Below are 25,396 nucleotides of genomic sequence, written 5' to 3'. Positions count from 1 at the left end.
CTTCATGGGCATGGCGCAGCCGCTCACGGCTGTTGGTCAAATGCAGGCGCATGGCCGCGCGGGCCGCATCCGAATCCTGGCGGGCAATTGCCTCATAAATCTCTTCGTGTTCGCGGCTCAGGCGGCCCATGTAGTGCTGCTGGTCATCATGGGCCAGGCGCGCCGAATTCAGGCGGGTACGCGGAATGATGCTGGTACCCAGGTGGGTCATGATGTCGGTGAAGTAGCGGTTGCCGGTGGACAGCGCAATTTCCAGGTGGAACGCAAAGTCTGACGCCACCGCATCCCCTGCGTGGGCCGCGCTTTCATTCAACGCATCAAGGGCTGCGCGCATGGCTGCCAGCTGTTCGTCACTGCGGCGCAACGCGGCAAGGCCAGCCGATTCCACTTCCAGGCTGATACGCAACTCAAGAATCGCCAGCACATCCCGCAGCGTCACCACCGTGGCCGGGTCGATCCGGAAACCGCTCGGGCTTGGCGTGTCCAACACAAAGGTGCCGATACCGTGGCGGGTTTCCACCTGCCCCGCCGCCTGCAAACGTGAGATAGCCTCACGCACCACCGTGCGGCTGACCCCATGGGCTTGCATGATGGCCGACTCGGTGGGCAACTTGTCGCCACGCTTGAGCTGGCCGTCGCGGATCTGCTCGGACAACACCGTGACCAATTCCTGGGCAAGGCTGCGGCGCTTGCGGGGAAGACGAGGGGCGATGTTGGCGTTTTCCATGACGAATGATCTTTCTCGGCGAACTTGAGTCCGCATCATAGCCCATGGCGGTTGTACGATCACCGTTCTGTCACGACTTTCATCCATATCCTTTGCGCAAAAAAATGCCCCGGCACAGGCCGAGGCATTTTTAGACTTCACCCAAGGGTGAACGCCGCTTACTTCACCACTTTCAGGCTTGGCCGACCGCTTGGACGCGGCGGCTCGGAGTCTGGTGGCGGTACATCATCACCGTCCTCGCCTTCGATCGTTTCGTCGTCCTCGAAAGGCGATTCCAGATCAAACACCATGCCCTGGCCATTTTCCCGGGCATAGATCCCGAGGATGGCACCAATCGGCACGAACAGCGTATGCGGCACGCCGCCAAAACGCCCTTCGAAGCTGACGGCTTCATTGTCCATGTGCAAGTGACGCACTGCACTCGGTGATACGTTCAGCACGATCTGCCCGTCACTGGCAAAACCCTGCGGCACGTCAACCTTGGGAAATTCAGAGTTGACCAGCATGTGCGGGGTGCAATCGTTGTCCACAATCCACTCATAGAGCGCGCGGACCAAATAGGGTCGACTGGAGTTCATCAGCGGCTCCTTAAGCCTTAGCGCATGTCGCGTTCGACACCAGACAGACTCGCCTGGAAAGCCTCACGCGCAAACTGGCGCTCCATGTAATCAAGCAACGGCTTGGCCGGCCGTGGCAGTTCAATGCCCAGGATCGGCAAGCGCCAGAGTATGGGTAATAGGCAGCAATCCACCAAGCTTTGTTCCTCACTGAGGAAAAAAGGCTTGTCGGCGAACAGCGGCGAAACGCCGGTCAGGCTCTCGCGCAATTCCTTGCGCGCTTGCACACGAACGGCTTCTTTACTGCGCGTATCCAGGATCACATCCACCAGTCCGCACCAGTCACGCTGGATCCGATGGATCAGCAGGCGGCTGTTGGCACGCGCCACCGGATACACCGGCAGCAAAGGCGGATGCGGGTAACGCTCATCCAGGTATTCCATCACCACGGTTGACTCCCACAACGCCAGGTCACGATCGACCAGGGTGGGCAAGCTGCCGTAAGGGTTCACTTCGATCAGTTTCGGCGGATGACGACCTGCCTCCACACTGATGATCTCGGCGCTGACACCCTTCTCTGCGAGCACGATGCGTACTCGGTGGGAATAGTGGTCGGCGGGGTCGGAGTAACAGGCCAACCGATTGGTCACGCCCATGGCGGTCCTCCTCGCTTGTTGAAATTATGGAAAGCTCAAAAACGAGCGCGCCCAGAGAGCATCCCTGTAGTGCCTGGTTCAACCAGACCGCTACGTATTCAGAGATGCCGCTGGGCGCGCAAGATTAACAGCAATTGCTTACGGTTGGATCAATGCACATCCTTCCAGTATTCGCGTTTAAGCAGATAAGCGAATACGAAGAAGAAGGCCAGGTACAGCAACACATACGTACCGATGCGCTGATGCTGCAATTTGACCGGGTTGGCCGAGTAGGCCAGGAAGGTCACCAGATTCTTGACCTTCTCGTCGAACTGCTCTTCGTTCAGCGTACCGGTCTTGGGCACGATGGTCAGTTGATCGCACGCTTCGTGTGTCAAAGGCGTGCCGGTCAACGGATCATATTGCTTCTTGCCGTCTTCAACGACCTGAACCTGCTTGCATCCTACCACTTGGCGACCCTGCAGGCCGACCAGAACGTTAGGCATACCGACGTTCGGGAAGACTTTGTTGTTCACGCCGTAAGGGCGCGCCGGGTCTTCGTAGAAGGATTTGAGGTAGCCATAGAGCCAATCGGTACCGCGCACGCGCGCCACCAGGGTCAGGTCGGGCGGTGCAGCGCCGAACCAGGCCTTGGCATCCGCAGGCTGCATGCCGATGTTCATGTGGTCGCCGATCTTGGCGCCGGTGAACACGGCGTGGCTGAGCATCACGTCATGGGGAATGCCCAGGTCATCGGCGACACGCTCGTAACGCTGGAACTTGGCGCTGTGGCAGCCCATGCAGTAGTTGGTGAACGTGCGCAGGCCATCTTGCATGGCGGCCTTGTCGGACACGTCGATATCGACTTTTTCCAGCTCCGCGCCGTGCTCGGCAGCGAAGGACAGTAGCGGCAGCGCCGCAAGGATCAAAGCAACGAATAACTTTTTCATCAGCCAGTCACCCTTTCCGGAACCGGTTTGGTCTTCTCGAGCCGGGTGTAGAACGGCATCAGAATGAAGTAGGCGAAGTACAGGAAGGTGCAGACCTGCGACAGCAGCGTACGCTCAGGGGTCGGCGCCAATACGCCCAACACGCCCAGGATCACGAATGCAATGCAGAACACCCACAGCCAGATCTTGCTCAGCCAGCCTTTGTAGCGCATCGACTTGACCGGGCTGCGGTCGAGCCATGGCAGTACGAACAGCAGCGCAATCGACGCGCCCATGGCCATTACGCCCATGAGCTTGTCGGGGATCGCCCGCAAGATCGCGTAGAACGGCGTGAAGTACCAGACCGGTGCAATGTGCTCAGGCGTCTTGAAGGCGTTGGCCTGTTCGAAGTTAGGCTTCTCCAAGAAATAACCACCCATCTCCGGGAAAAAGAACACGATCGAGCAGAAGATGAACAGGAAGACCACCACACCGACAATGTCTTTGACGGTGTAATACGGATGGAACGGAATGCCATCCAGCGGAATGCCGTTTTCATCTTTGTGCTTCTTGATGTCCACACCATCGGGGTTGTTCGAACCCACTTCGTGCAGCGCCAGGATGTGCAGCACCACCAGGCCCAGAATCACGATAGGCAATGCAACGACATGCAACGCAAAGAAGCGGTTCAGGGTGATGCCGGAGATCAGGTAGTCACCGCGAATCCACTGGGTCAGGTCGTTGCCGATCACCGGGATCGCACCAAACAGCGAGATGATCACCTGGGCGCCCCAGTACGACATCTGGCCCCACGGCAGCAGGTAACCCATGAAGGCCTCGGCCATCAGCGCCAGGTAGATCAGCATGCCGAAGACCCACACCAGTTCGCGTGGCTTCTGGTACGAGCCGTAGAGCAGGCCGCGGAACATGTGCATATACACGACGATGAAGAACGCCGATGCGCCGGTGGAGTGCAGCAGGCGCAGGATCGAGCCGTACTCGACGTCACGCATGATGTACTCGACGGAGGCGAACGCCTCTTCCGCCGACGGCGTGTAGCTCATCGTCAGCCACACACCGGTGACGATCTGGTTGACCAGCACCAGCAAGGCCAGCGAGCCGAAGAAGTAGAAGAAGTTGAAGTTTTTTGGCGCGTAATATTTGCTGAGATGGTCTTCCCACATTTTAGTGGCGGGGAAGCGCGCATCCACCCAATCCATGAACTTGCTCATCAGGCTTTCTCCCCCTCGTCGACGCCAATGACAATGACACTGTCAGTCTCGTAGTGATGTGGCGGCACTGGCAGGTTCAGTGGTGCGGGTTGTGACTTGTAGACGCGACCGGCGAGGTCGTAATGGGAGCCGTGGCAAGGGCAGAAGTAGCCACCGACCCAATCCTTGCCAAGGTCGGCAGGAGCAACTTCCGGGCGGAAGGTAGGCGAGCAACCCAAGTGGGTGCAGATACCGATCAGCAGCAGGATCTCTGGCTTGATCGAACGGATTTCCTTATCGACGTAGGCGGGCTGGTCGGAGTTCTTCGAGTCGGGGTCAGACAGCTGACCTTCGATTTTCTTCAGATTCCCCAGGATCTCCTCAGTACGACGAACGATGAAGACCGGCTGACCGCGCCACTCAGCAATCATCTGCTGGCCTGGGTCGATCTTGCTGACATTCACCTTCACCGGTGCACCTGCGGCTTTCGCCTTGGCACTGGGAAACCATGACCCCACGAACGGGACCGCAGCCCCCACCGCTCCTGCAGCACCCACCACGGATGTGGCTGCTACCAAGAAGCGACGCCGGCCTGCATTCACGCCGTCATTGCTCATTCAGTCCTCTCCCATCAGCTTTTTGGCCTGTTAAATCAGGCGTCTACTAAGTGTTGAATCTTTACTTATAAAAATTTTGTCGGATGGTAATGAAAAGCCCCACGTATGACAAGGGAATTGCCCTGGGCTCAGCCTCCAGGCCTTGTAGTATAGGGCGTCTACGGATGTGGCAAGTTGTCACGGCGAAATTTATGCATAAATCGCAGGCAATAAAAAACGCCCAGCTCCGTGAGGAGTTGGGCGTTTTTGTGGAACGTAAAGCGAATTAACGCTTCGAGTACTGCGGACGCTTACGCGCTTTACGCAGACCGACTTTCTTACGTTCAACTTCACGAGCATCGCGAGTTACGAAGCCAGCTTTGCGCAGAGCGCCACGCAGGGTTTCGTCGTACTGCATCAGAGCGCGAGTGATACCGTGGCGGATTGCGCCAGCTTGACCACTTACACCGCCACCGATAACGGTGACGTAGATGTCGAACTTTTCAACAGTCTCGGTCAGTTCCAGCGGCTGACGAACTACCATGCGGGCAGTTTCGCGACCGAAGAAGTTTTCCAGAGTGCGGTTGTTGATCGAGATGTTACCAGTACCCGGACGCAGGAAAACGCGAGCGGTAGCGGTTTTGCGACGGCCAGTGCCGTAATTTTGAGTCGCCGACATAATGAACTATTCCGTTAAAACTTCAGTTCTTGGGGCTGCTGAGCAGCATGAGGGTGTACAGCGCCCGCATAGACTTTCAGCTTGCGAAACATATCGCGACCCAGTGGGCCCTTAGGCAGCATACCTTTGACCGCGATTTCGATCGGGGCTTCAGGCTTCTTGGAGATCAGGCCTTCGAAGTTCGAAGACTTGATACCGCCTGGGAAACCGGAGTGACGGTAGTACATTTTGTCTTGCGCTTTGTTGCCGGTAACACGTACCTGCTCGGCGTTGATGATGACAATGTAGTCACCGGTGTCAACGTGAGGGGTGTACTCAGGCTTGTGCTTGCCACGCAGACGGCTGGCGACTTCAGTGGCCAGACGACCCAGGGTCTGACCAGCGGCGTCGACGACAAACCAGTCGCGCTGAACTGTTTCCGGTTTTGCAGTAAAAGTTGTCATTCTTTAATAGCCTCAGGGGCCGCCCTGTAAATTAGACGGCGGATCTTACTGAATAGTGCGTACTTTGACAAGTCAAAGGCAGCCGGATACAGACGCTATCGGGGGCTCGGGTCGGCGCGTCCGTTCAACGGCAAGATTCTTCGGCAGGCGGCGCATCACTTCCACTGCAGAAAGAGGTGGGCAATTATGCAGATTGCGAAAAAAAATTCAACCTGCTTTTATGATTGTTTTCCCCGAAGGAGTACCCGATGGATTATCGACAGCTGGGCCGCACCGATCTGAACGTAAGCGCGATCGCCTTGGGCACCATGACTTGGGGTGAGCAGAACAGCGAGGCAGAGGCCTTCGCACAGATCGAACGGGCCAAGGCCGCAGGGATCAACTTCCTCGACACCGCAGAAATGTACCCGGTGCCGCCCAAGGCCGACACCTATGCCACCACCGAGCGTTATATCGGTAATTACTTCAAGAGCCGCGGCGACCGTGCCGACTGGATCCTCGCCAGCAAGATCGCCGGCCCCGGCAATACCATCGACTATATCCGCGACGGCCACCTGCGCCACAACCGCAAGCACATCGTCGACGCCCTGGATGCCAGCCTCAAGCGCCTGCAAACCGACTGGATCGACCTCTACCAGTTGCACTGGCCGGAGCGCAGCACCAACTTCTTTGGCCAATTGAGCTACAAGCACAAGGACGAAGACGACCTGACCCCGCTGGAAGAAACCCTCGAAGCGCTGGACGAGCAGGTAAAAGCCGGCAAGATCCGCCACATCGGCCTGTCCAACGAAACCCCGTGGGGCACCATGAAGTTCCTGGCCCTGGCCGAAGCCCGTGGCTGGACCCGCGCCGTGTCGATCCAGAACCCCTACAACCTGCTCAACCGCAGCTTTGAAGTGGGTTTGGCGGAAGTGGCTATTCGCGAGCAATGCGGCTTGCTGGCCTATTCACCGCTGGCATTCGGCATGCTCAGCGGCAAATACGAAAATGGCGCACGCCCGGCCAAGGCGCGCCTCACCGAGTACAGCCGTTTCAGCCGCTACTTCAACCCGCAGTCGGAAGCCGCGTGCAGCCGTTATGTGGCCCTGGCGCGGGAACATGGCCTGGACCCGGCGCAGATGGCGCTGGCATTTGTGACGCAACAGCCGTTTGTGACCAGTAATATTATTGGGGCCACGAGCCTGGAGCAGCTGGACAGCAACATTGCCAGTGCTGATTTGAAGCTGTCCAAGGAAGTGCTGGAAGGGATTGAGGCGATTCAGAAGGATCATCCGAACCCAGCGCCTTGATTGAGCCGAAATGATCGTTCCCACGCTCTGCGTGGGAATGCCGCCCTGGACGCTCCGCGTCCGCGCTTGAAGGTATGACGCAGAGCGTCACCGGATGCATTCCCACGCAGAGCGTGGGAACGATCCGATGGGCGTCAAAGCGCCCGCGCAATAATCTCCTTCATGATCTCATTGGTCCCCGCATAAATGCGCTGCACCCGCGCATCCGCCCAAGCCCGCGCAATCGGGTATTCCCACATAAAGCCGTAGCCACCGTGCAATTGCACGCACTCGTCGAGTACCTTGCACTGCAGGTCCGTGGCCCAGTACTTGGCCATCGCGGCGGTGGGCACATCAAGCTTGCCTTCCAGGTGCAGCGCCATGCATTTGTCGACAAACACGCGGCCGATCTGAATCTCGGTGGCCATCTCCGCCAGTTTGAAGCGGGTATTCTGGAAGTCGGCAATCGCCTTGCCGAACGCCTTGCGCTCGCGGGTGTAGTCCAGGGTCCACTGCAGCGCAGCTTCGGCGGATGACAGCGCGCCAATCGCTACCGTCAGGCGCTCCTGAGGCAGCTCCTGCATCAAGTAGGCGAAGCCCATGCCTGCCTGGCCCAGCAGGTTACCCTTGGGCACGCGCACGTCCTGAAAGAACAGTTCCGAGGTGTCCTGGGCCTTCATGCCGACCTTCTCCAGGCGCTTGCCCTTGTCGAAGCCCGGCGTATCGGCTTCCACCAGAAACAGGCTGGTGCCCTTGGCGCCGGCCTTGGGGTCGGTCTTGGCCACGACAATGACCAGCTCGGCGAGATAGCCGTTGGTGATGAAGGTCTTGGAGCCGTTGATCACATACTCGTCGCCGTCCAACACGGCGGTGGTCTTGACGCCCTGCAAGTCAGAGCCGGCGCCCGGTTCGGTCATCGCAATGGCCGTGACCATCTCGCCGGAGATCAATTTGGGCAGGTACTTTTGCTTCAGTGCCTCACTGCCGTAATGCAGGATGTACGGCGCGACGATGTCCGAATGCAGGGAAAAGCCAATGCCGGTAAGGCCCAGGCGGCTGATCTCTTCGATCACCACCGCGCTGTACAAAAAGTCCGCGCCCAGCCCGCCATATTCTTCCGGCAGATGGGAGCACAGCATCCCCGCCTCCCCCGCCTTGCTCCACAGGTTACGGTCGATGTAACCCTGCTTTTCCCACTGCCCATGGAACGGCGCGGCGTGTTTTTCGAGGAAGGTACGCACGCTCTCGCGGAAGAGTTCGTGCTCCGAGCTGAACAAGGTTCTGGGGATCATGGGTCACCTGCGTGGATTGTCGGACAAAGACCAGCCCACAGAGCCTATGCCGCGAAGGCGTCACAGGACACTGGACACATGCGACAAAAAATAAGACGATCCAGCCGTCTGGTGACCACTTTCCCCTATAAGAATAAATGAAATTATGTCTAACCAAATCTCCACGCCCTTGCGGCGCGTCAGCATTTTGGCCATTGATCGGGTATTCGCTTCCACCCTCATGCAAGCCAAGGATTTCTTCCACCTCGCCAGCCTGCGTTACGGCAAGCAGCAAGGCCTGGGCCTGACCCCGGCATTTGAAACGCGCCTGGTCAGCCCCGACGGGCAATCGGTACGCAGCTTCAGCGATGTGATCATGCCGGTGGACGGCGGCCTGGAAAACGCCGACATCATCGTGTTGCCGGCCTTCTGGGACGACTTCGACGCGCTGTGCACCCGTTACCCGCAAGTGCTGCCCTGGCTGCGCGAGCAACATGCGCGTGGCGCGGTGCTGTGCGGCGAAGCCACCGGGGTGTTCTGGCTCGCCGAAGCCGGGTTGCTCGATGGCAAGGAGGCGACCACCTACTGGCGCTTCTTCAACGCCTTCAGCGAGCGTTTCCCCAAGGTACAGCTCAACCAGGACAAGCACCTCACCGACGCCGACAACCTGTACTGCGCCGGCGGCACCACCTCGGCGTGCGACCTTTACATCTACCTGATCGAACGCTTCTGCGGCGCCAACATTGCCCAGGCCGTGGCCCGCGACATCCTTTACGAAGTGCAGCGCAGCTACGCGCCAGGGCGCATCGGTTTTGGCGGGCAGAAGCTGCACCAGGACGTGATCATCCTGCAGATCCAGCACTGGCTCGAAGAGCACTTTGCCGACAAGTTCCGCTTCGAAGACGTCGCCCGGGAACACGGCATGAGCATCCGTAACTTCATGCGCCGCTTCCAGACGGCCACCGGCGACAAGCCGCTGCATTACCTGCAAAGGCTGCGCATCGAGACGGCCAAAGGCCTGCTTTCAGGCAGCCGCAAGAGCATCAAGACCATCAGCTATGAAGTGGGATACGACGATGCGAGCTTCTTCGCGCGGCTGTTCAGGCAGCACACCGAGCTGTCGCCGAACCAGTATCGCCAGCAGTTCCAGCAAGCCGCCTGACCCAAAGTAAACACAAACCCATGTGGGAGCTGGCTTGCCTGCGATAGCGGTGTATCAGTGAGTACATTTGTTCCTGACCCACCGCCATCGCGGGCAAGCCCGGCTCCCACATTTGATCTCCATTGTTATGGAGAACACCCATAAAAAAGGCCTGCATCACTGCAGGCCGCGTAAGCCAAGGTAACCACAAACCCATGTGGGAGCTGGCTTGCCTGCGATAGCGGTGGATCAGTGAGTACATTTGTTCCTGAACCACCGCCATCGCGGGCAAGCCCGGCTCCCACAGGTGATCTCCATTGTTCTGGAGAACACCCATAAAAAAGGCCTGCATCACTGCAGGCCGCGTAAGCCAAGGTAACCACAAACCCATGTGGGAGCTGGCTTGCCTGCGATAGCGGTGTATCAGTGAGTACATTTGTTCCTGACCCACCGCCATCGCGGGCAAGCCCGGCTCCCACAGGGGATCTCCATTGTTCTGGAGAACATGCATAAAAAAGGCCTGCATCGCTGCAGGCCGCGTAAGCCAAGGTAACCACAAACCCATGTGGGAGCTGGCTTGCCTGCGATAGCGGTGTATCAGTGAGTACATTTGTTTCTGACCCACCGCCATCGCGGGCAAGCCCGGCTCCCACAGGTGATCTCCACTGTTCTGGAGAACATCCATAAAAAAAGCCTGCATCACTGCAGGCCTTGGTCATTTCATGCACATCGCTTACGGCTTGTGCCCACGCGACAGGAACTCGTGGGACTGCATTTCGAGCAAGCGGCTCAGGGTGCGCTGGAATTCGAAGTTCAAGCGACCGCCCGTGTAGAGGTCCTTGAGCTCGACTTCGGCCGAGATGATCAGCTTCACGTTACGGTCGTAGAACTCATCGACCATGTTGATGAACCGCCGCGCGATGTCATCGGTAGTAACGCTCATCTGCTCCACGCCGCTCAAGATCACCGCGTGGAAGATCTTGCCCAACTCGATGTAGTCGTTCTGGCTACGCGGGCCGTCGCACAGCTGGCGGAACTCGAACCAGGCCACGTCATCGCAGGTACGCAGGGCGATGATTTCGCGGTTCTCGATTATCAGCTTGTCGTTTTCCACCGCCTGGGTGCATTCCGGCGTCAGCGCGCGGAAGCTCTTTTTCAGGCTTTCATGCGCCGCTTCGTTCAGCGGGAAGTGGAACAGCTCGGCCTGCTCAAGGTGACGCAAACGGTAGTCGACGCCGCTGTCGACGTTGACGATTTCGGTGTTCTGCTTGATCAGCGCGATGGCCGGCAGGAAACGTGCGCGTTGCAGGCCGTCCTTGTACAAGCCATCGGGAACGATGTTCGAGGTGGCGACCAGGGTCACGCCGTTCTTGAACAGCTCTTCCATCAAGGTGCCGAGGATCATGGCGTCGGTGATGTCGGAGACAAAGAACTCATCGAAGCAGATGACCCGCGCTTCGTCGGAGAAGCGCTTGGCGATAATGGTCAGCGGGTTTTTCTCGCCCGGCAGGGTCTTCATCTCTTCGTGTACACGCTTCATGAAGCGGTGGAAGTGCGTACGGACCTTTTCCTTGAACGGCAGCGCTTCGAAGAAGGTGTCGACCAGATAAGTCTTGCCGCGGCCCACGCCACCCCAGAAATACAGGCCTTTGACCGGCGTGTGGTCTTTCTTGCCAAACAGCTTGCTGAACATCCCTGGCTTGTTGTGCGAGGCCGCGACCAGGTCGTCGTACAGGCGCTGCAAATGACGCACCGCATTTTCCTGGGCCGCGTCATGGAAGAATTCAGGGCGTTTCAGATCAGCTTGATATCGTTCTAGGGGCGTCATAATTTCGTTAGCAAGGCAACAAAAACGGGCCGTCACTGTAACGACGGCCCTGGATAATGGCAATCAACCCTTGGTCGGGTTAATCCTCGATGGGGGTCAACGCAACGCGCAAGGCGGCAATGGCAGCATCACGCGACGTTTCGTCGGCAAATTCAGCGCTGTCGGCCACGGCAGCACCGTCCAGCCATACGCTGAAGCCTGTGGCCTCAGTGCGTACGTCCAGCGCGTCGCCGCTTTGCAGTTGCTTGGTCACTGCGCCCGCCGCTTTGCCGTCGGCAAAGTTGCGCGACAACAGCAATTGCTCGCCATCGGCCGACAGCAGGCGGAAGCGGAAGCTGCCGTCGTCTTCACGGAAGCTCACGAAGCGCGCAGCCTTCGCGGCTTTCTTCTTGGCCACCACCGGCGCGGCGGCCTGGTTGACGAACGAGCGCAGGCCCACGGCTTCACGCAGCTCGGCAAGGAACGGCGCGGCCACGGCGCGGGCTTTCTTGGCGCCGATCAGCAGCAGGTCTTCCATGTCCGAGGGGCGCGACATCAACTGATGGTAACGCTCACGCGGCTCGCTCAGTTGGCTGTCGAGCAGTTGGAACAGGCGGCTCTTCGCCTCGCCCCAGCCCAGGCCTTGCAGCAGATCGGCGCGGAACTCTTGTTCCTGAGCCTTGCTGGCAAACGCCTGGAACAAGGTGAACAGATGCGAATTGTCCGGGTCCTTGGCTTCGCCGGGCGCACGCGAGTCGGTGACGATCCGCGAGATCGCGTCTTTCATGTCCTTGGCGCTGGTGAACAACGGGATGGTGTTGTCGTAGCTCTTGGACATCTTGCGGCCATCGAGGCCCGGTAAAGTGGCGACGCTTTCTTCGATCAACGCCTCAGGCATGGTGAAGAATTCTTTACCGTTGCCGAACAGGTGGTTGAAGCGCTGTCCGATGTCGCGGGCCATTTCCACGTGCTGGATCTGGTCACGGCCGACCGGCACCTTGTGCGCGTTGAACATCAGGATGTCCGCCGCCATCAGCACCGGGTAGCTGTACAGGCCCATGCTGATGCCCGCGTCCGGGTCTTCGCCGGCTTCAACGTTCTTGTCCACCGAGGCCTTGTAGGCATGGGCGCGGTTGAGCAGGCCCTTGGCGGCAACACAGGTCAGCAGCCAGGTCAGTTCAGGGATTTCCGGGATGTCGGACTGGCGATAGAAGGTCACCCGGTTCACATCCAGGCCACCGGCGAGCCAGGTCGCGGCGATTTCCATGCGCGAGCGCTGGATGCGCTGCGGGTCATCGCACTTGATCAGGGCGTGGTAGTCGGCCAAGAAGTAAAAGGAATCGGCATTCGCGTCCTGGCTGGCGAGGATCGCAGGGCGGATCGCACCGGCGTAGTTGCCCAGGTGCGGCGTGCCGGTGGTAGTGATGCCGGTGAGAATACGGGTACGAGTCGTCATGGGTAATCGCTTATCAGACTGCTATCAATTCGAGAGGCGCGGCAGCACCAGATCCTTGAGGTCGGTGAGCTTGCCATGAAAAAAGTGTCCGCATTCTGCCACTTTCAGCAGCTCATGGGGGCGTTTCAGGGCGGCGGACCAGTCGTACACGGTCTGTGGGTCGACCACTTCGTCGGTTTCCGGCTGGATCAGGGTTAACGGGCAGCCTTGGGGCAGCACGTCGCTATCGCGCAGGCGCATCACGGCAGCGGCGACCATGAACAGGTGCGCGAGTTTTTCGCCCTTGGCTTCCAGGCGGCCGCCGAGACTGGCTGCAACATAACCGCCGAACGAAAACCCGAGCAGGGTGATCGGCAGGTCGGGGTGCTTTTCCCGCAGCCAGGTGGCCGCCGCTTCGGCATCGTCTACTTCACCGGTAGCCATGTCGTGAGTTCCGGCACTCGCGCCGACGCCACGGTAATTGAAACGTAAAGTAATCAAACCAGCATCGCGGGCAGTGCGTTGCAGGGTCGAAACGACTTTATTGAGCATGGTCCCGCCTTGCACCGGGTTAGGGTGGCAGATCAGCGCCAGGCCACGTGGCTCGGGGTGATCCAGGTACAAGGCTTCCAATTGGCCCACCGGGCCAGCGATCAAAACGGGGGTTTCACGCATGAGCAAGGAATGAACTCCGTGACCTCTCAAAGGGTCGACTCGTCTAGCTAAAAGTCTGTGCATGGCATCATTGCGAGCTTAATCGCGGTATACAGCGCAGGTTTGAGCCGTTAACGTAAAGCAAAGCCGTTTATAGAGGAAGGACTCGTGGAACACTCGCTCTTAGTTTGGTTGTTGCCGACTCTTGCCCTGGTTGCCGGTGTCGCCATTGGATTCCTGGTTGCCCGCCTGCTGCCGAATGCCGCGCCTAACCGCACGCAGCGTCAGCTGGATGACATTCAGGAACGTTTTGACAGTTATCAGAACGAGGTTGTTACCCACTTCAACAGCACCGCGACCCTGGTCAAGAAGCTCACCCAGAGCTACCAGGAAGTACAGGATCATCTCGCCGATGGCGCCAACCGCCTCGCCCTCGACGACATCACCCGCCAGCGCCTGCTGGCCGCGTTGCATTCCGATGCACCGCAAGCCCCACGGGAGCGCCTGACGCCACCGCGGGAAAACCAGGAGCCGCCACGGGACTACGCGCCAAAAACGCCGAACGCCCCAGGCATGCTGGATGAGCATTACGGTTTGAAGAAGTAAGTTTTTTCAAACACTAAAAAGCCCGGTTGATCGATGATCAGCCGGGCTTTTTTGTGGGCCTCAATCAAGCAGGCGACACCGGTCAACTGTGGGAGCTGGCTTGCCTGCGATAGCGGTGTATCAGCAAAGCTTCCATTGCCTGACACACCGCCATCGCGAGCAAGCCCGACTCCCACATTGACCGCGTAAGACCTTAAGCCGGTTGTTGCTCCTGCAACAGCCCACCCTCAATCCGCACATGCCGCCCATGAAAACGCTTGAGGCTGCTGCGATGGCCGACACTGACGATACTCAGCCCCGGCAGTTCATCGATCAGCGCTTGATACAGGTTCGCTTCATCCTCTTCATCCATCGCCGAGGTGGCTTCGTCCATGTACAGCCACTGCGGCGCGAACAATAAGGCACGCGCAAAGGCCAGACGTTGCTGCTCACCGGGCGAGAGCATGCGTTGCCAATGGTTGGCCTCATCCAGACGGCTGACCAGATGGGGCAAGCGGCAGGTTTCCAGGACCTGTGCATAACGTTCGGCCGGGTAGGTGCTGTCGTCTTGTGGATAACTCAACACGGCCTTCAGGCTGCCAATCGGCAAGTAAGGCTTTTGCGGCAGGAACAGATAACGCGCCGCCGGCAGGCAAATGCTGCCGTGGCCCGCCGGCCACAAGTCGCCCATGGCGCGCAGCAATGTACTTTTACCGCTACCGGAACGCCCACTGAGCATCACACGCTGGCCAGGCTCTACCGTCATGTCGGCGTCGGTGAGCAGGTGGCGGCCGTCGGCCAGGTCCATGCCCAGGTCTTTGACCACCAGTTGCTCGCCTTGCGGGCGCACATCGATGGCCGGAGCACGTTGTTCGTTGCGGCTCATGGCCTCATGAAAACTCAGCAGACGGTCACTGCTGGCACGCCAGCTGGCGAGGTCGGAGTAAGCGGTGATAAACCAGCTGAAGTTGCCCTGCACATTGCCGAACGCCGAGTTGATTTGCATCAGCTCGCCCAGTTCGATCTTGCCGGCGAAATAGCGCGGTGCCGCCACGATAAATGCAAAGACAACCGCGATCTGCTCATAGCCTGCGGTGAAGAATGTCAGGCGCTTGGACACCTTCATGATGTCCCAATAGTTGTGCCAGACCTTGCCGAACCGCGCACTCAAACGTTGATTCTCGTTTGACTCGCCATTGTACAAAGCAATGCTTTCGGCATTTTCCCGCACGCGCACCATGGAGAAACGCAAGTCTGCTTCGAACCGTTGCTGCTGGTTGCTAAGGCCGATCAAACGACGGCCGATCAGGTGCGTCAGCCAACTGCCGACGGCGGCATACAGCAATGCGCACCAGAACATGTAGCCGGGGATGGTGATACCGAACACTTCGATGCTGCCCGACACGCCCCACAAGATAATCGAGAACGACACCAGACTGACCACATTGCGCAGCAGGCCCAAACCCAGAGCTAATGTGTTCAAGGTAAAGCTATTGAGGTCTTCGGAAATCCGCTGGTCCGGGTTATCGGTGTAGCCGCCCTGCTCCAACTGGTAGTAGTTCTTGTTGTTAAGCCAGCGTGCAAAGTGCTTTTCGGTGAGCCACGCGCGCCAGCGAATGGTCAACATCTGGGTCAGATAGAGGCGGTAGACCGCGCCGAGAATAGCCACTGCAGCGATGCCGCAGAAATAGATGATCTGTTGCCAGAAGGCCGCAGTGTCCTTTTTTTCCAGGGCGTTGTAGAAATCCTTGTACCAGTGGTTAAGCCACACGGAAATCGCCACGCTGAACAGCGTCAGACCAATCACCACAGCCAGCAACAACCAGGCCTTGCCCTTCTCTTCACTACGCCAATACGGTGTGATCATCGCCCAGGTTCGGCGCAAGAATTGCCCACGCACCGCGTCGTTGACCGCGGAATACTCAGCGTTCTGATTCATCGTTCAGGCTCTGTAAGAAAATGTGACAGGCGTTTGAACCGATCATAGACGATCGGTTCAGCGCGCTGTGCAGCCTGAAGCAGATTGTTCAGACTTTGTTCAGCGCCGTACAGGACGCTTCTGCAGCTTGCGTTGCAGGGTGCGACGGTGCATGCCCAGGGCACGGGCAGTGGCGGAGATATTGCCTTCGTGTTCGGTGAGCACGCGCTGGATGTGTTCCCACTGCAGGCGGTCCACCGACATCGGGTTTTCCGGCACCAGGGTATCGAGGTCGGCGTGCTCTGAGAGCAACGCAGCCAGCACGTCGTCGGCATCCGCCGGCTTGCACAGGTAGTTGCAGGCGCCGCGCTTGATGGCCTCGACGGCGGTGGCGATGCTGGAGTAACCGGTGAGGATCACCACGCGCATTTCCGGGTCGAGCTCCAGCAGCTTGGGCAGCAGCACCAGGCCGGAGTCGCCATCCATTTTCAGGTCGAGCGCGGCGTAGTCCGGCAGGTCGGCCTGGGCGATGGTCAGGCCTTCTTCAGCCGAACCTGCGGTGCTCACGCGAAAGCCACGACGGCTCATGGCGCGCGCCATCACGCGGGTAAAGGTGGCGTCGTCATCTACCAGCAACAGGTGCGGCAGTTCTTCGCCTTCGACTTGGATCTCGTCACTCATCGATATCTCCTCGTGCGACACGGGGCAGGCGCAGCTCGGTGAGCGTGCCACCTTCCTCATGACTATAGAGCTTCACTGAGCCGCCCGCGCGGGTCACGCTGGCCTTGCTCAAAAACAGGCCGAGGCCGAAGCCTTTGCCCTTGGTGGTAAAGAAGGGTTTGCCGATTTGTTCGGCAATGGCCAGCGGCACGCCCGCGCCGTGGTCACGAATGCTGATGGTGACGTTTTCGGCGTCCCAGTCCAGCTGCACGCCCAAGCCTTCGGGGCAAGCGTCGGCGGCGTTGTTCAGCAGGTTGAGCAAGGCCTGGGTCAGGTCCGGCGGCGGCGCCATGCGCGGCACACTGCCCTGCCCTAATAGATGAAAACGGTAACTGGCTTCGGGGCGCATCAGGTGCCAGCGATTCAGGGCTTCGTCGAGCCACTGGGTCACGTCCTGCATCTCCACCGCCAGGCGGCGATTGGCTTCGGCGGCGCGCACCAGTTGCTGCAAGGTCTGCTTGCATTGCTTGACCTGTTCACGCAGCACGCCGAGATCTTCTTGCAACACCGGGTCGTGATGGTCCTGGGTCATTTCGTTAAGCAGCACGCTCATGGTCGCCAGTGGTGTGCCCAACTCGTGGGCGGCACCTGCGGCCTGGGTGGCGACGGCCAGCAATTGCTGGTCGCGCAGGCCTTCTTCGCGGCGAATGGCGCGCAGCTCTTCCTGACGGCGCAGTTCTTCGGCCATGCGTGCAGCGAAGAACGTGATCACTGCAGCAGACAGCGCGAAGCTCAGCCACATCCCGTAGATCTGCAGGTTTTCGCGGGCGATGGGAAAGGTTTGCAACGGATAGAACTGCGCCAGCAGCAAGGTATAGAGCGTCAGCGCAATACCCGACAGCACTACCGAATAGCGCCATGGCAAGGTCACGGCGGCGATGGTCAGTGGCACCAGGTAGTAAGAAACAAACGGGTTGGTGGAACCACCAGAGAAATAAAGCAACACACTGTGGATAAACAGATCGCAGGCCAACTGGAGTGCGTATTCCAGCTCGGTCACAGGCCACGTGGTACGCAGGCGGATGGCCGTGAACGCGCACAGCACAGTGGAAAACGCCAGGGTCACACCCAGTTGCAGCCACGGCAGCGGCAGCAGGTCGAACCAATAGGCAAGCCCGACGGAGCCGGCCTGTGCGGCCAGTACCAGGGTGCGGATGAACGTCAGGCGCCAGAGGTTCTGGCGTGTGGCGGAAGTCAGTTTTACGGCGGCGAGCATGAGCTCTCCCGGTGAGCGCTGCAGGCGGATCGGCACGAGTATAAACGAAGCAGACCCGCTGGCACGGCGCGTGTGGCTCTTTGACGCAGGCCGGCCAAACGACCGTTCGTCGGCGCCATCACAACTTGTAGCGAATGTGTAAACCCGAAGAACCCGATGCCACCGTCTACAGTCATACCCGATACGAACACCTTAAGGAGCTTCCATGTCTCGTTTCACTCGCAGTGCAGCTGTTATCACCCTGGGCGTCGCCACCCTTGCCAGCCTCCCCGCTTTGGCAGCCGAAGGGCTGAACTACAACCAGATTTCCCTGCGCGCCGAGGTCAGCCAGGAGGTTGCTCGCGACAAGATGATCGTCACGCTGTACACCGAATCGCAAAATGCCGACCCGGCCAAGCTTGCTGCCGAAATCACCAACACCATGAACAAGGCGTTGGGCCAGGCACGTGAAGTCAAAGCCGTAACCCTGCGCCAAGGCAGCCGCAACAGCTACCCGATCTACGACAGCAAGAACCAGAAGATCACCGGTTGGCGCGAACGCGCCGAACTGCGTCTGGAAAGCGCCGACTTCCCGGCACTGTCCAAACTCACTGGCGAGCTGTTGAACACCCTGAAAATGGAAAACATGGACTTCGCCATCGCCGACACCACGCGCAAGGCCAGCGAAGATGCGTTGCTCAAGGATGCGGTCGCCGCGTTCAAGGCCCGTGCCCAGCTCGCAACTGACGCGTTGGGTGGCAAGGGCTACAAGATCGTCAACCTGAACTTCAACACCAATGGTTACCCGATGCCTTACGCCCGCAATGGCGGGATGATGATGAAGGCGGCCATGGCGGATTCGGCGCCAACGCCAGAAGTAGAAGCCGGCACCAGCCAGGTCAACATGAGCGCTGATGGGGTGATTGAGGTCTTGCACTAAACCCTTTGCGATATTAGAAACGGCGCAGCCTGACAGGCTGCGCTTTTTTTTGACCGCGCTTATGTCGCCCAACAGCCCCACACCGACATCGCAAAATCACAACTCACATCGCCGCGCTCGAACGCCATACAGCAACATTTCATTAACGACGACCGTAAAATTTCAAGTGGAAAGCTTTCCCACTCAAACTGCCATGCAACAGTTGACAGTACCTTCATGTAAAACTTTTCTTCTGCACAGTCGGAATAAGTTTAAGCATCAACTTTACGTGCTCAACCAGGGTGTAAAGTGGAACTCGACGCGTCCAGCCCCCCACTGAGTGATCATCACTGCTGCCTTAACTTAACAAGCAACGTGTTTATTCGACGTTCTCTGTGCGATGCCTGCTATTGCACCGCAGCGTAAACTTGCGGCCGCCTGCTGCCCAGTGAGGATCGACAGTTAAGTTCACAACCCACTCAGTAAATCGAGCCGACCATGCAAACAATGGCACCCTCTTCGCTGCACGCTTGCGCTACACCAACTACTCCCTTGGATTCAAACTATCCAGAACAAGCACACATGGGCAATCGCGTCACTCGCGATCTATCCCCTCCGGATAGAAATTCAAGAGGTTTACCGAGGGGCCAGCCGTTTTATCGCGGTGGGTTTCATGGACACTCGCCCTTCGACGATCTTAAACCGGGTAATATCCAGGGAGTCATTTATGGGTGGAGCGTCACTCCCCCCCCGGCGAACGCCTCCCTGCAAGAACGGGAGGCACGTATGGGTGACTATGCGGATCGCGTAAGGTGGAAGTTAAAGCTTGTGGAACACGGTAGCGAAGGCGAAAGGAATATTAAATTCCAAGATGCCCGTCAATACATGGAACCCGCAGGTTACTTCAGTGGCGGTTTGCTGGCAGCCGGGTATGACCCGCATGAAACAATCACGGTGACGTTCACCGCTTACACCAAGGAGCTTAATGGTGCTTCTCACCTGACCAGCAAAGACGAGCGCACCTACTTTGCATGGGAGATTGCAGCCGGAGCCCTTAAGCACGATAGACCCGCGGGAGGCGGCGTGATTAATGCCCAAAGCATGCAAATCAGGCCAGAAGACCGAAATAAAATTAACGACTTGGAGTCGATGGGCGCCAAGCTTCAGCATCATTGGAAAAACGAGATAATCAAGCCCATGGCGGATCATTCGGGCGCACTGGCGAAGCGCTCAGGGTTGGCCGATGCCTATGTAGTGCGGGGCACCTTGCACAGTCTGCGCAACGACAAGGAAAGTTATAAGGCGCTCGGGGCTAAGGCACAAGAAGCCATCGACCGAACACTAGACAAAAACGGCAACGTGGTTATTCCAAATATCTACGGCTATCCGCTCGCCGGGTATGCGTTTATCCCTTACAAAAACTACCATGGCGATTATGATCACCGGCCCAATAGAGGCCTGATGATTGAGTTGAAGAACGGCAAGGTCAGTAAAATAGACGGCGATGATGAATTTGCCAGTTGGGCAAAAGAAAACCGTAATGAGTTGCTACGGAGTTTCAACTCCAAGGACAGGCAGGGCGGCCAAAATACTCATTGGCCCCCGGCGGGCGATGTACTCGAAAATTTGATTATCGGTAAAGGTGCCACCTACCCGGGGCGGGCCGGTAAAACCAGCGAAAAAGTTGTACCGGTGGAGGAGACTTTTAATTATACCCAGTCGCGAAATTCACACTATTATTTAAAGTTTGGAAGCCTTAACTCCGGTATTGCCCACGCCTATCAGGAGATGAACACCAAAAATGCAAAATCGGACGATCAGACGCAGGTGTTTGGTGCCTCGAAGCAATCGTGGAAGGCCGCGAAAGAGGCGTGGGGCAATACCTTCGGTTACGTCCCCGTTGTCGGCAATACGGGCAATATCGTGTTTGGCATTCATGACGCCGCCACGGGTATGACAGCCAGCGATCGCGTTGGCGGCACTGCTGCCGCGGTGATATCTGCCCTGCAACTCGCGCACGAAGTTGCACAAATTGGGACGGATGCAGGGTTGGGTGAAGCCCCCATCGGACCTACTACCGCGGGCAGCGAAGTTTACGGCTGGAAATACAATGAGCAGACCAAGAGTTTTAATTTTGAGCGAAACATAAAAGTGTCGAGCGAAAGCGATATACACCCCGCCACCCACGCCGCGCCAAACGAACCGAGTACGCCACCGGCCATTGAGACAGAAGGCGTGCCCCCGACAATCGAAGCGCAAAACAGTAAACGTTCGATTCTAAGGTCCATTGAAGACTTACCGACCGGCGAGGCTCTTTTTTCTACGCCTGAAAAAAACGTAATTCTGAGTGGAGAACTCAATGACCTAAACATCCTTGACAAAAAACTCTACACATTTACCGATTTCAACAAAAAAGGCAGTGCAGAACGACTCAACATACTCGTCCATGGGAGCGTCGACCCTGCTACTGGTATCGCGAAAGTTTCATATGCCGGAAAACTCCATACGCCCGAAGAGCTACTTCAGACACTTAAAGACGCAGGTATTCACCCGGAGACGTTTGACAATATACGGCTGCTGACATGTGACTCTGCAAGTGGTGGAGATGCCTCCTTCGCGGCTGAGTTTCAGAGGCTCATACAGCGCCCTGTCAAAGGCTATCGTGGCACGCTCACAGGCAACCTCGTGCCGGAAGAAATAAATGCCGCGATTGAAAAAGTAGAAAAAGAATATTTGAAAGCCCTAAAACAAACTCAGAACTCCCCGCTGACTGATGCCGATAGGGCATTGGCCAGAGACGAAGCTGAAAAATACGTCGCCAAAGAATTGGCGAAAACCATAAACTTCAAACCCGTAAAGAAAAATCCCTATTGGAATCCGTTTTCATGGTGGGCATTTACTTATAAGCCAATGACCTTCCCACAACCATAACAGCGAGAACCTGCCGAAGGGCATCATCTGACTGCATTAAGTGAACCAGAGTCTCTACCTGATAACCCTGAACGGCGGTAACCTCGGTGACCGTCGCTTCCGTTTGGGCAGCTTTTATATGCCCACCACTTCAGGGGTCTCCATGGAAAGAATCACCTTAAAACCGTTGCTCCTTGCCGCCGGCCTCCTGGCCTTGATGCCGACCGCTCAGGCGGCGACTACCCTGGTCTACTGCTCCGAAGCCAGCCCCGCCGGCTTCGACCCCAGCCAGTACACCAGCGGCACCGATTTCGATGCCTCAGCCGAAACCGTCTTTAACCGCCTGACCCAGTTCAAGCGCGGTGGCACCGAGGTAGAGCCTGGCCTTGCAACAAGCTGGGAGGTCTCCAAAGACGGCCTGACCTACACCTTCCACCTGCGCGATGGCGTCAAATTCCACACCACCGACTACTTCACCCCTACCCGTGACTTCAATGCGGATGATGTGCTGTTCACGTTCAATCGCTTGCTCGATGCCAACAGCCCGTTCCGCAAGGCTTACCCGTCAGAATCGCCTTACTTCACCGACATGGGTTTGAACACCACGATCAAAAACGTCGAGAAACTCGACAACCACACCGTGCAGTTCAACCTGAACAATGTCGATGCCTCGTTCGTACAGAACCTGGCCATGAGCTTCGCTTCGGTGCAATCAGCCGAATACGCCGCTCAATTGCTCAAAGAAGGCAAAGCCGAAGAGATCAACCAGAAGCCGGTGGGCACAGGCCCGTTTGTGTTCAAGCGCTACCAGAAAGATTCGCAGATTCGCTACGTGGCCAATAAGCAGTATTGGAAGCCCGAGGATGTGAAGCTCGACAATCTGGTATTCGCCATCACCCCGGACGCCGCCGCGCGCCTGCAGAAACTCAAGGCCGGTGAATGCCAGGTCAGCGGTTACCCGCGTCCGTCCGACATTGAAATAATGAAACAAGCCCCCAACCTGCGCGTGCTGCAACAGGCCGGTTTCAACTTGGGCTTCCTGGCCTACAACGTGACGCATCCGCCGCTGGACCAGCTCAAAGTGCGCCAGGCGCTGGACATGGCCATCGACAAGCCCGCGATCATCAAGGCCGTTTACCAGAGCGCCGGACAATTGGCGCAGAACGCACTGCCACCGGCGCAGTGGTCTTATGACCCCACTATCAAGGATGCGCCGTACGATCCGACCAAGGCCCGGGCGCTACTAAAAGAAGCAGGGGTTGCACCAGGTACCACCATCAATTTGTGGGCCATGACGGTACAGCGCGCTTCAAACCCCAACGCACGCATGTCGGCACAAATGATCCAGCAGGATTGGGCGAAGGTCGGTATCAAGGCCAACATAATCAGCTACGAATGGGGCGAATACATCAAGCGCGCCAAAAATGGCGAGCATGACGCCATGATTTATGGCTGGACCGGCGACAACGGCGACCCGGATAACTGGCTCGGCGTGCTCTACAGTTGTGCCGCCGTCAAGGGCAGTAACTACGCCAAATGGTGTAACCCGGCCTACGACAAGCTGGTGCAACAGGCCAAGGTCAGCAACGACCGCGAGCAACGCATCAAGTGGTATCAACAGGCGCAAAAAATACTTAAGGAACAAGTACCTATAACACCTATTGCGAACTCGACGGTTTTCCAGCCACTGCGTAAGGAAGTGCAAAACTTCAAGATCAGCCCGTTTGGGCTTACGCCGTTCTATGGTGTCAGTCTAGATAAGTAACATCATCGCCCCAACCGAGTGCGCCAGACGCCTCGGCTGGGCCTTTTTGGTGCGCACAATGCACCGAAAAAACCCTCTATATATATGCATTTATGTACAAACTTTCATAAATGCGACATTCCTGTACGTTCGTACCACAGTTTGCCTCTCGCAACGGTTCAGCATCTTGCAATGGGTATGGCCCCTGCATAAGTATCCGCAGGCCGACTCACGAGGTCGCCCTCACCACCAAAAATGACAACAAATCATGAGGCCAACATGCTTAAACACGCAGTCCTTCCGCTTTTAGTGAGTGCTGGCCTTATGGCCGCAGCTCCATTCGCCCAAGCGGCGACTAACCTGGTGTTCTGCTCCGAAGGGAGCCCGGCCGGTTTCGACCCAGGCCAGTACACCACCGGAACAGACTTCGATGCCTCGGCCGAAACCATGTTCAACCGTCTGACCCAGTTCGAACGCGGCGGCACTGCTGTGATTCCTGGGCTGGCCACCAGCTGGGACGTTTCCCCGGATGGCCTGACGTACACCTTCCACCTGCGTGATGGCGTGAAGTTCCACACCACCTCGTACTTCAAGCCGACCCGTACCTTCAATGCTGATGACGTGCTGTTCACGTTCAACCGCATGATCAATAAGGACGACCCGTTTCGCAAAGCCTACCCCACCGAGTTCCCGTACTTCACGGACATGGGGATGGACACCAACATCAAGAACATCGAGAAAGTCGATGACCACACCGTCAAGTTCACCCTTGGCACTGTGGACGCCGCTTTCATCCAGAACCTGGCGATGAGCTTCGCGTCGATCCAGTCGGCTGAATACGCCGCCCAACTGTTGAAAGAAGGCAAGGCACAGGACATCAACCAGAAGCCAATCGGCACTGGCCCGTTCGTGTTCAAGAGCTACCAGAAAGACTCCAACATCCGTTACACCGGCAACAAGGATTACTGGAAGCCTGAAGACGTGAAGATCGACAACCTGATCTTCGCCATCACCACTGACCCGTCGGTGCGTATCCAGAAGCTGAAGAAAAACGAATGCCAGGTGACCCTGTTCCCGCGTCCAGCCGACCTCAAGGCGCTGGGTGAAGACAAGGACCTGAAACTGCCGCACCAGGCCGGTTTCAACCTGGGCTACATCGCTTACAACGTTATGCCGGTGCTCAAGGGCCAGACCGCCGCCAACCCACTGTCTGACCTGCGTGTACGTGAAGCGCTGGACATGTCGGTGAACAAGCAGCAGATCATCGACTCCGTGTACCAGGGCGCAGGCCAACTGGCCGTCAACGCCATGCCGCCGACCCAGTGGTCCTACGACACCACCATCAAGGATGCCCCGCATGATGTGACCAAAGCCAAGGCTTTGCTCAAGGAAGCGGGCGTCAAGGAAGGCACCGAAATCACCCTGTGGGCCATGCCGGTTCAACGTCCGTACAACCCGAACGCCAAGCTGATGGCCGAGATGCTGCAGAACGACTGGAAACAGATCGGCCTGAAGGTCAACATTGTCAGCTACGAGTGGGGCGAGTACATCAAGCGTTCCAAAGGCGGCGAGAACCAGGCCATGATCATTGGCTGGAGCGGTGACAATGGTGACCCGGACAACTGGCTGAACGTGCTGTTCGGCTGCGACTCGCTGTCCGGTAACAACTTCTCCAAATGGTGCGACAAGAAATTCGACGGCATCGTCAAAGAAGCCAAAGCCACATCGGATGTCGCCAAACGCACCGAGCTGTACAAGCAGGCGCAACATATCCTCAAAGATGCAGTCCCGATGACACCTATCGCGCACTCGACGGTGTATCAACCCATGCGCAACACCGTGCAGGACTTCAAGATCAGCCCGTTTGGCTTGAACTCCTTCTACGGCGTTAGCGTAAGCGGCAAGTAAGGCTCAGTAGCGGCGACGTTTCATAACGTCGCCGTTATTGCATCCGCCCAGACCGTAGGAAACAGACCACATCCGCAACATTGCCGTCCTACAGCAATGAACTGCGACATGTGCATCCGTTGCCTACAAGGTCAATCCGTTTTG

Annotated in this window: 22 protein-coding genes; 7 read left to right on the top strand and 15 right to left on the bottom strand. The window is 57.7% G+C overall.

Annotation, left to right across the window (positions count from 1 at the left end):
* The 8 genes from HX790_RS11600 to rplM all read right to left on the bottom strand — a co-directional run.
* On the bottom strand, window positions 1-727 hold a 727-nt coding region (locus HX790_RS11600; protein ID WP_176991557.1), incomplete at its 3' end, for a FadR/GntR family transcriptional regulator.
* A gap of 158 nt (window positions 728-885) precedes the next feature.
* Window positions 886-1,305 (bottom strand): ClpXP protease specificity-enhancing factor, encoded by a 420-nt coding sequence (locus tag HX790_RS11595; RefSeq protein ID WP_017138265.1) that lies wholly within the window; start codon window positions 1,303-1,305, stop codon window positions 886-888.
* Window positions 1,306-1,322: 17 nt separating this feature from the next.
* Window positions 1,323-1,940 carry a glutathione S-transferase N-terminal domain-containing protein gene (locus HX790_RS11590; RefSeq protein ID WP_017138266.1) on the bottom strand — a complete coding sequence of 206 codons (618 nt, stop codon included), beginning with the start codon at window positions 1,938-1,940 and terminating at the stop codon, window positions 1,323-1,325.
* Window positions 1,941-2,089: 149 nt separating this feature from the next.
* Window positions 2,090-2,869 (bottom strand): cytochrome c1, encoded by a 780-nt coding sequence (locus HX790_RS11585; protein ID WP_017138267.1) that lies wholly within the window; start codon window positions 2,867-2,869, stop codon window positions 2,090-2,092.
* Window positions 2,869-4,080 (bottom strand): cytochrome bc complex cytochrome b subunit, encoded by a 1,212-nt coding sequence (locus HX790_RS11580; RefSeq protein WP_017138268.1) that lies wholly within the window; start codon window positions 4,078-4,080, stop codon window positions 2,869-2,871. The genes HX790_RS11585 and HX790_RS11580 overlap by 1 nt, the downstream gene beginning before the upstream one ends.
* Window positions 4,080-4,676, bottom strand: a complete 597-nt coding sequence (gene petA / locus HX790_RS11575; protein WP_003216040.1) for a ubiquinol-cytochrome c reductase iron-sulfur subunit — start codon at window positions 4,674-4,676, stop codon at window positions 4,080-4,082. The genes HX790_RS11580 and petA overlap by 1 nt, the downstream gene beginning before the upstream one ends.
* Window positions 4,677-4,941: 265 nt before the next feature.
* Complete coding sequence (gene rpsI, locus HX790_RS11570; RefSeq protein WP_003216038.1) at window positions 4,942-5,334, bottom strand: 30S ribosomal protein S9; 393 nt, start codon at window positions 5,332-5,334, stop codon at window positions 4,942-4,944.
* Between the two features lie 14 nt (window positions 5,335-5,348).
* A complete protein-coding gene (gene rplM / locus HX790_RS11565) occupies window positions 5,349-5,777 on the bottom strand; it encodes a 50S ribosomal protein L13 (protein WP_003171742.1) in 429 nt (142 codons plus the stop codon).
* Between the two features lie 248 nt (window positions 5,778-6,025).
* Here rplM and HX790_RS11560 point away from each other — a divergent pair, with 248 nt between their 5' ends.
* Window positions 6,026-7,066, top strand: a complete 1,041-nt coding sequence (locus tag HX790_RS11560; protein WP_017138269.1) for an NADP(H)-dependent aldo-keto reductase — start codon at window positions 6,026-6,028, stop codon at window positions 7,064-7,066.
* 134 nt (window positions 7,067-7,200) lie between these two features.
* Here the strand turns inward: HX790_RS11560 and HX790_RS11555 are convergent, their stop codons facing one another.
* Window positions 7,201-8,337 (bottom strand): acyl-CoA dehydrogenase family protein, encoded by a 1,137-nt coding sequence (locus tag HX790_RS11555; protein ID WP_169986876.1) that lies wholly within the window; start codon window positions 8,335-8,337, stop codon window positions 7,201-7,203.
* Window positions 8,338-8,557: 220 nt separating this feature from the next.
* On the opposite strand from HX790_RS11555, the gene HX790_RS11550 reads away from it, so the two are divergent.
* The gene (locus tag HX790_RS11550; protein ID WP_169986983.1) at window positions 8,558-9,478 is read left to right on the top strand and encodes a GlxA family transcriptional regulator; all 921 of its coding nucleotides are present in this window, start codon (window positions 8,558-8,560) and stop codon (window positions 9,476-9,478) included.
* Between the two features lie 712 nt (window positions 9,479-10,190).
* Here the strand turns inward: HX790_RS11550 and zapE are convergent.
* The 3 genes from zapE to HX790_RS11535 all read right to left on the bottom strand — a co-directional run bounded on the left by zapE (window position 10,191) and on the right by HX790_RS11535 (window position 13,374).
* Window positions 10,191-11,285 carry a cell division protein ZapE gene (gene zapE / locus HX790_RS11545; RefSeq protein ID WP_176991556.1) on the bottom strand — a complete coding sequence of 365 codons (1,095 nt, stop codon included), beginning with the start codon at window positions 11,283-11,285 and terminating at the stop codon, window positions 10,191-10,193.
* Between the two features lie 79 nt (window positions 11,286-11,364).
* Window positions 11,365-12,720, bottom strand: coding sequence for a tryptophan--tRNA ligase (locus tag HX790_RS11540; RefSeq protein WP_099548366.1), 1,356 nt, complete (start codon window positions 12,718-12,720; stop codon window positions 11,365-11,367).
* Window positions 12,721-12,744: 24 nt separating this feature from the next.
* Complete coding sequence (locus HX790_RS11535) at window positions 12,745-13,374, bottom strand: alpha/beta hydrolase (protein WP_099548364.1); 630 nt, start codon at window positions 13,372-13,374, stop codon at window positions 12,745-12,747.
* Between the two features lie 147 nt (window positions 13,375-13,521).
* Here HX790_RS11535 and HX790_RS11530 point away from each other — a divergent pair, with 147 nt between their 5' ends.
* Window positions 13,522-13,959, top strand: a complete 438-nt coding sequence (locus tag HX790_RS11530) for a YhcB family protein (protein WP_017138275.1) — start codon at window positions 13,522-13,524, stop codon at window positions 13,957-13,959.
* Window positions 13,960-14,152: 193 nt separating this feature from the next.
* On the opposite strand, the gene HX790_RS11525 is transcribed toward HX790_RS11530, so the two are convergent.
* The 3 genes from HX790_RS11525 to HX790_RS11515 all read right to left on the bottom strand — a co-directional run bounded on the left by HX790_RS11525 (window position 14,153) and on the right by HX790_RS11515 (window position 17,792).
* Complete coding sequence (locus HX790_RS11525) at window positions 14,153-15,877, bottom strand: ABC transporter ATP-binding protein/permease (RefSeq protein WP_138449137.1); 1,725 nt, start codon at window positions 15,875-15,877, stop codon at window positions 14,153-14,155.
* A gap of 99 nt (window positions 15,878-15,976) precedes the next feature.
* Window positions 15,977-16,537, bottom strand: a complete 561-nt coding sequence (locus HX790_RS11520) for a response regulator transcription factor (protein ID WP_003171731.1) — start codon at window positions 16,535-16,537, stop codon at window positions 15,977-15,979.
* Window positions 16,530-17,792: an ATP-binding protein gene (locus HX790_RS11515; RefSeq protein WP_017138277.1), complete on the bottom strand. Its 1,263-nt coding sequence runs from the start codon at window positions 17,790-17,792 to the stop codon at window positions 16,530-16,532. Before HX790_RS11515 ends, HX790_RS11520 begins: the two co-directional genes overlap by 8 nt.
* Window positions 17,793-17,997: 205 nt before the next feature.
* Between HX790_RS11515 and HX790_RS11510 the strand changes: the two genes are divergently transcribed.
* The 4 genes from HX790_RS11510 (at window position 17,998) to HX790_RS11495 (ending at window position 25,252) form a co-directional block, all read left to right on the top strand.
* The gene (locus HX790_RS11510; RefSeq protein ID WP_017138278.1) at window positions 17,998-18,711 is read left to right on the top strand and encodes an SIMPL domain-containing protein; all 714 of its coding nucleotides are present in this window, start codon (window positions 17,998-18,000) and stop codon (window positions 18,709-18,711) included.
* A gap of 765 nt (window positions 18,712-19,476) precedes the next feature.
* A complete protein-coding gene (locus tag HX790_RS11505) occupies window positions 19,477-21,621 on the top strand; it encodes a hypothetical protein (RefSeq protein ID WP_176991555.1) in 2,145 nt (714 codons plus the stop codon).
* A gap of 142 nt (window positions 21,622-21,763) precedes the next feature.
* Window positions 21,764-23,365, top strand: coding sequence for an ABC transporter substrate-binding protein (locus HX790_RS11500; RefSeq protein WP_176991554.1), 1,602 nt, complete (start codon window positions 21,764-21,766; stop codon window positions 23,363-23,365).
* Window positions 23,366-23,623: 258 nt separating this feature from the next.
* A complete protein-coding gene (locus HX790_RS11495) occupies window positions 23,624-25,252 on the top strand; it encodes an ABC transporter substrate-binding protein (protein ID WP_017138281.1) in 1,629 nt (542 codons plus the stop codon).
* Window positions 25,253-25,396: the final 144 nt, after the last annotated feature.

This window comes from Pseudomonas sp. IPO3747, from assembly GCF_013385245.1.
Classification (GTDB): domain Bacteria; phylum Pseudomonadota; class Gammaproteobacteria; order Pseudomonadales; family Pseudomonadaceae; genus Aquipseudomonas; species Aquipseudomonas edaphica.
The sequence above is the reverse complement of the archived record's forward strand: the minus strand, read 5'-3'. Positions and strand labels throughout refer to the sequence as shown.

Excerpts from the sequence above, each read along its gene's own strand:
- HX790_RS11595 (WP_017138265.1), bottom strand. The coding sequence starts at position 1,305 with ATGAACTCCAGTCGACCCTATTTGGTCCGCGCGCTCTATGAGTGGATT.
- HX790_RS11590 (WP_017138266.1), bottom strand. The coding sequence starts at position 1,940 with ATGGGCGTGACCAATCGGTTGGCCTGTTACTCCGACCCCGCCGACCAC.
- HX790_RS11585 (WP_017138267.1), bottom strand. The coding sequence starts at position 2,869 with ATGAAAAAGTTATTCGTTGCTTTGATCCTTGCGGCGCTGCCGCTACTG.
- HX790_RS11580 (WP_017138268.1), bottom strand. The coding sequence starts at position 4,080 with ATGAGCAAGTTCATGGATTGGGTGGATGCGCGCTTCCCCGCCACTAAA.
- petA (WP_003216040.1), bottom strand. The coding sequence starts at position 4,676 with ATGAGCAATGACGGCGTGAATGCAGGCCGGCGTCGCTTCTTGGTAGCA.
- rpsI (WP_003216038.1), bottom strand. The coding sequence starts at position 5,334 with ATGTCGGCGACTCAAAATTACGGCACTGGCCGTCGCAAAACCGCTACC.
- rplM (WP_003171742.1), bottom strand. The coding sequence starts at position 5,777 with ATGACAACTTTTACTGCAAAACCGGAAACAGTTCAGCGCGACTGGTTT.
- HX790_RS11560 (WP_017138269.1), top strand. The coding sequence starts at position 6,026 with ATGGATTATCGACAGCTGGGCCGCACCGATCTGAACGTAAGCGCGATC.
- HX790_RS11555 (WP_169986876.1), bottom strand. The coding sequence starts at position 8,337 with ATGATCCCCAGAACCTTGTTCAGCTCGGAGCACGAACTCTTCCGCGAG.
- HX790_RS11550 (WP_169986983.1), top strand. The coding sequence starts at position 8,558 with ATGCAAGCCAAGGATTTCTTCCACCTCGCCAGCCTGCGTTACGGCAAG.
- zapE (WP_176991556.1), bottom strand. The coding sequence starts at position 11,285 with ATGACGCCCCTAGAACGATATCAAGCTGATCTGAAACGCCCTGAATTC.
- HX790_RS11540 (WP_099548366.1), bottom strand. The coding sequence starts at position 12,720 with ATGACGACTCGTACCCGTATTCTCACCGGCATCACTACCACCGGCACG.
- HX790_RS11535 (WP_099548364.1), bottom strand. The coding sequence starts at position 13,374 with ATGCGTGAAACCCCCGTTTTGATCGCTGGCCCGGTGGGCCAATTGGAA.
- HX790_RS11525 (WP_138449137.1), bottom strand. The coding sequence starts at position 15,877 with ATGAATCAGAACGCTGAGTATTCCGCGGTCAACGACGCGGTGCGTGGG.
- HX790_RS11520 (WP_003171731.1), bottom strand. The coding sequence starts at position 16,537 with ATGAGTGACGAGATCCAAGTCGAAGGCGAAGAACTGCCGCACCTGTTG.
- HX790_RS11515 (WP_017138277.1), bottom strand. The coding sequence starts at position 17,792 with ATGCTCGCCGCCGTAAAACTGACTTCCGCCACACGCCAGAACCTCTGG.
- HX790_RS11510 (WP_017138278.1), top strand. The coding sequence starts at position 17,998 with ATGTCTCGTTTCACTCGCAGTGCAGCTGTTATCACCCTGGGCGTCGCC.
- HX790_RS11505 (WP_176991555.1), top strand. The coding sequence starts at position 19,477 with ATGGGTGACTATGCGGATCGCGTAAGGTGGAAGTTAAAGCTTGTGGAA.
- HX790_RS11500 (WP_176991554.1), top strand. The coding sequence starts at position 21,764 with ATGGAAAGAATCACCTTAAAACCGTTGCTCCTTGCCGCCGGCCTCCTG.
- HX790_RS11495 (WP_017138281.1), top strand. The coding sequence starts at position 23,624 with ATGCTTAAACACGCAGTCCTTCCGCTTTTAGTGAGTGCTGGCCTTATG.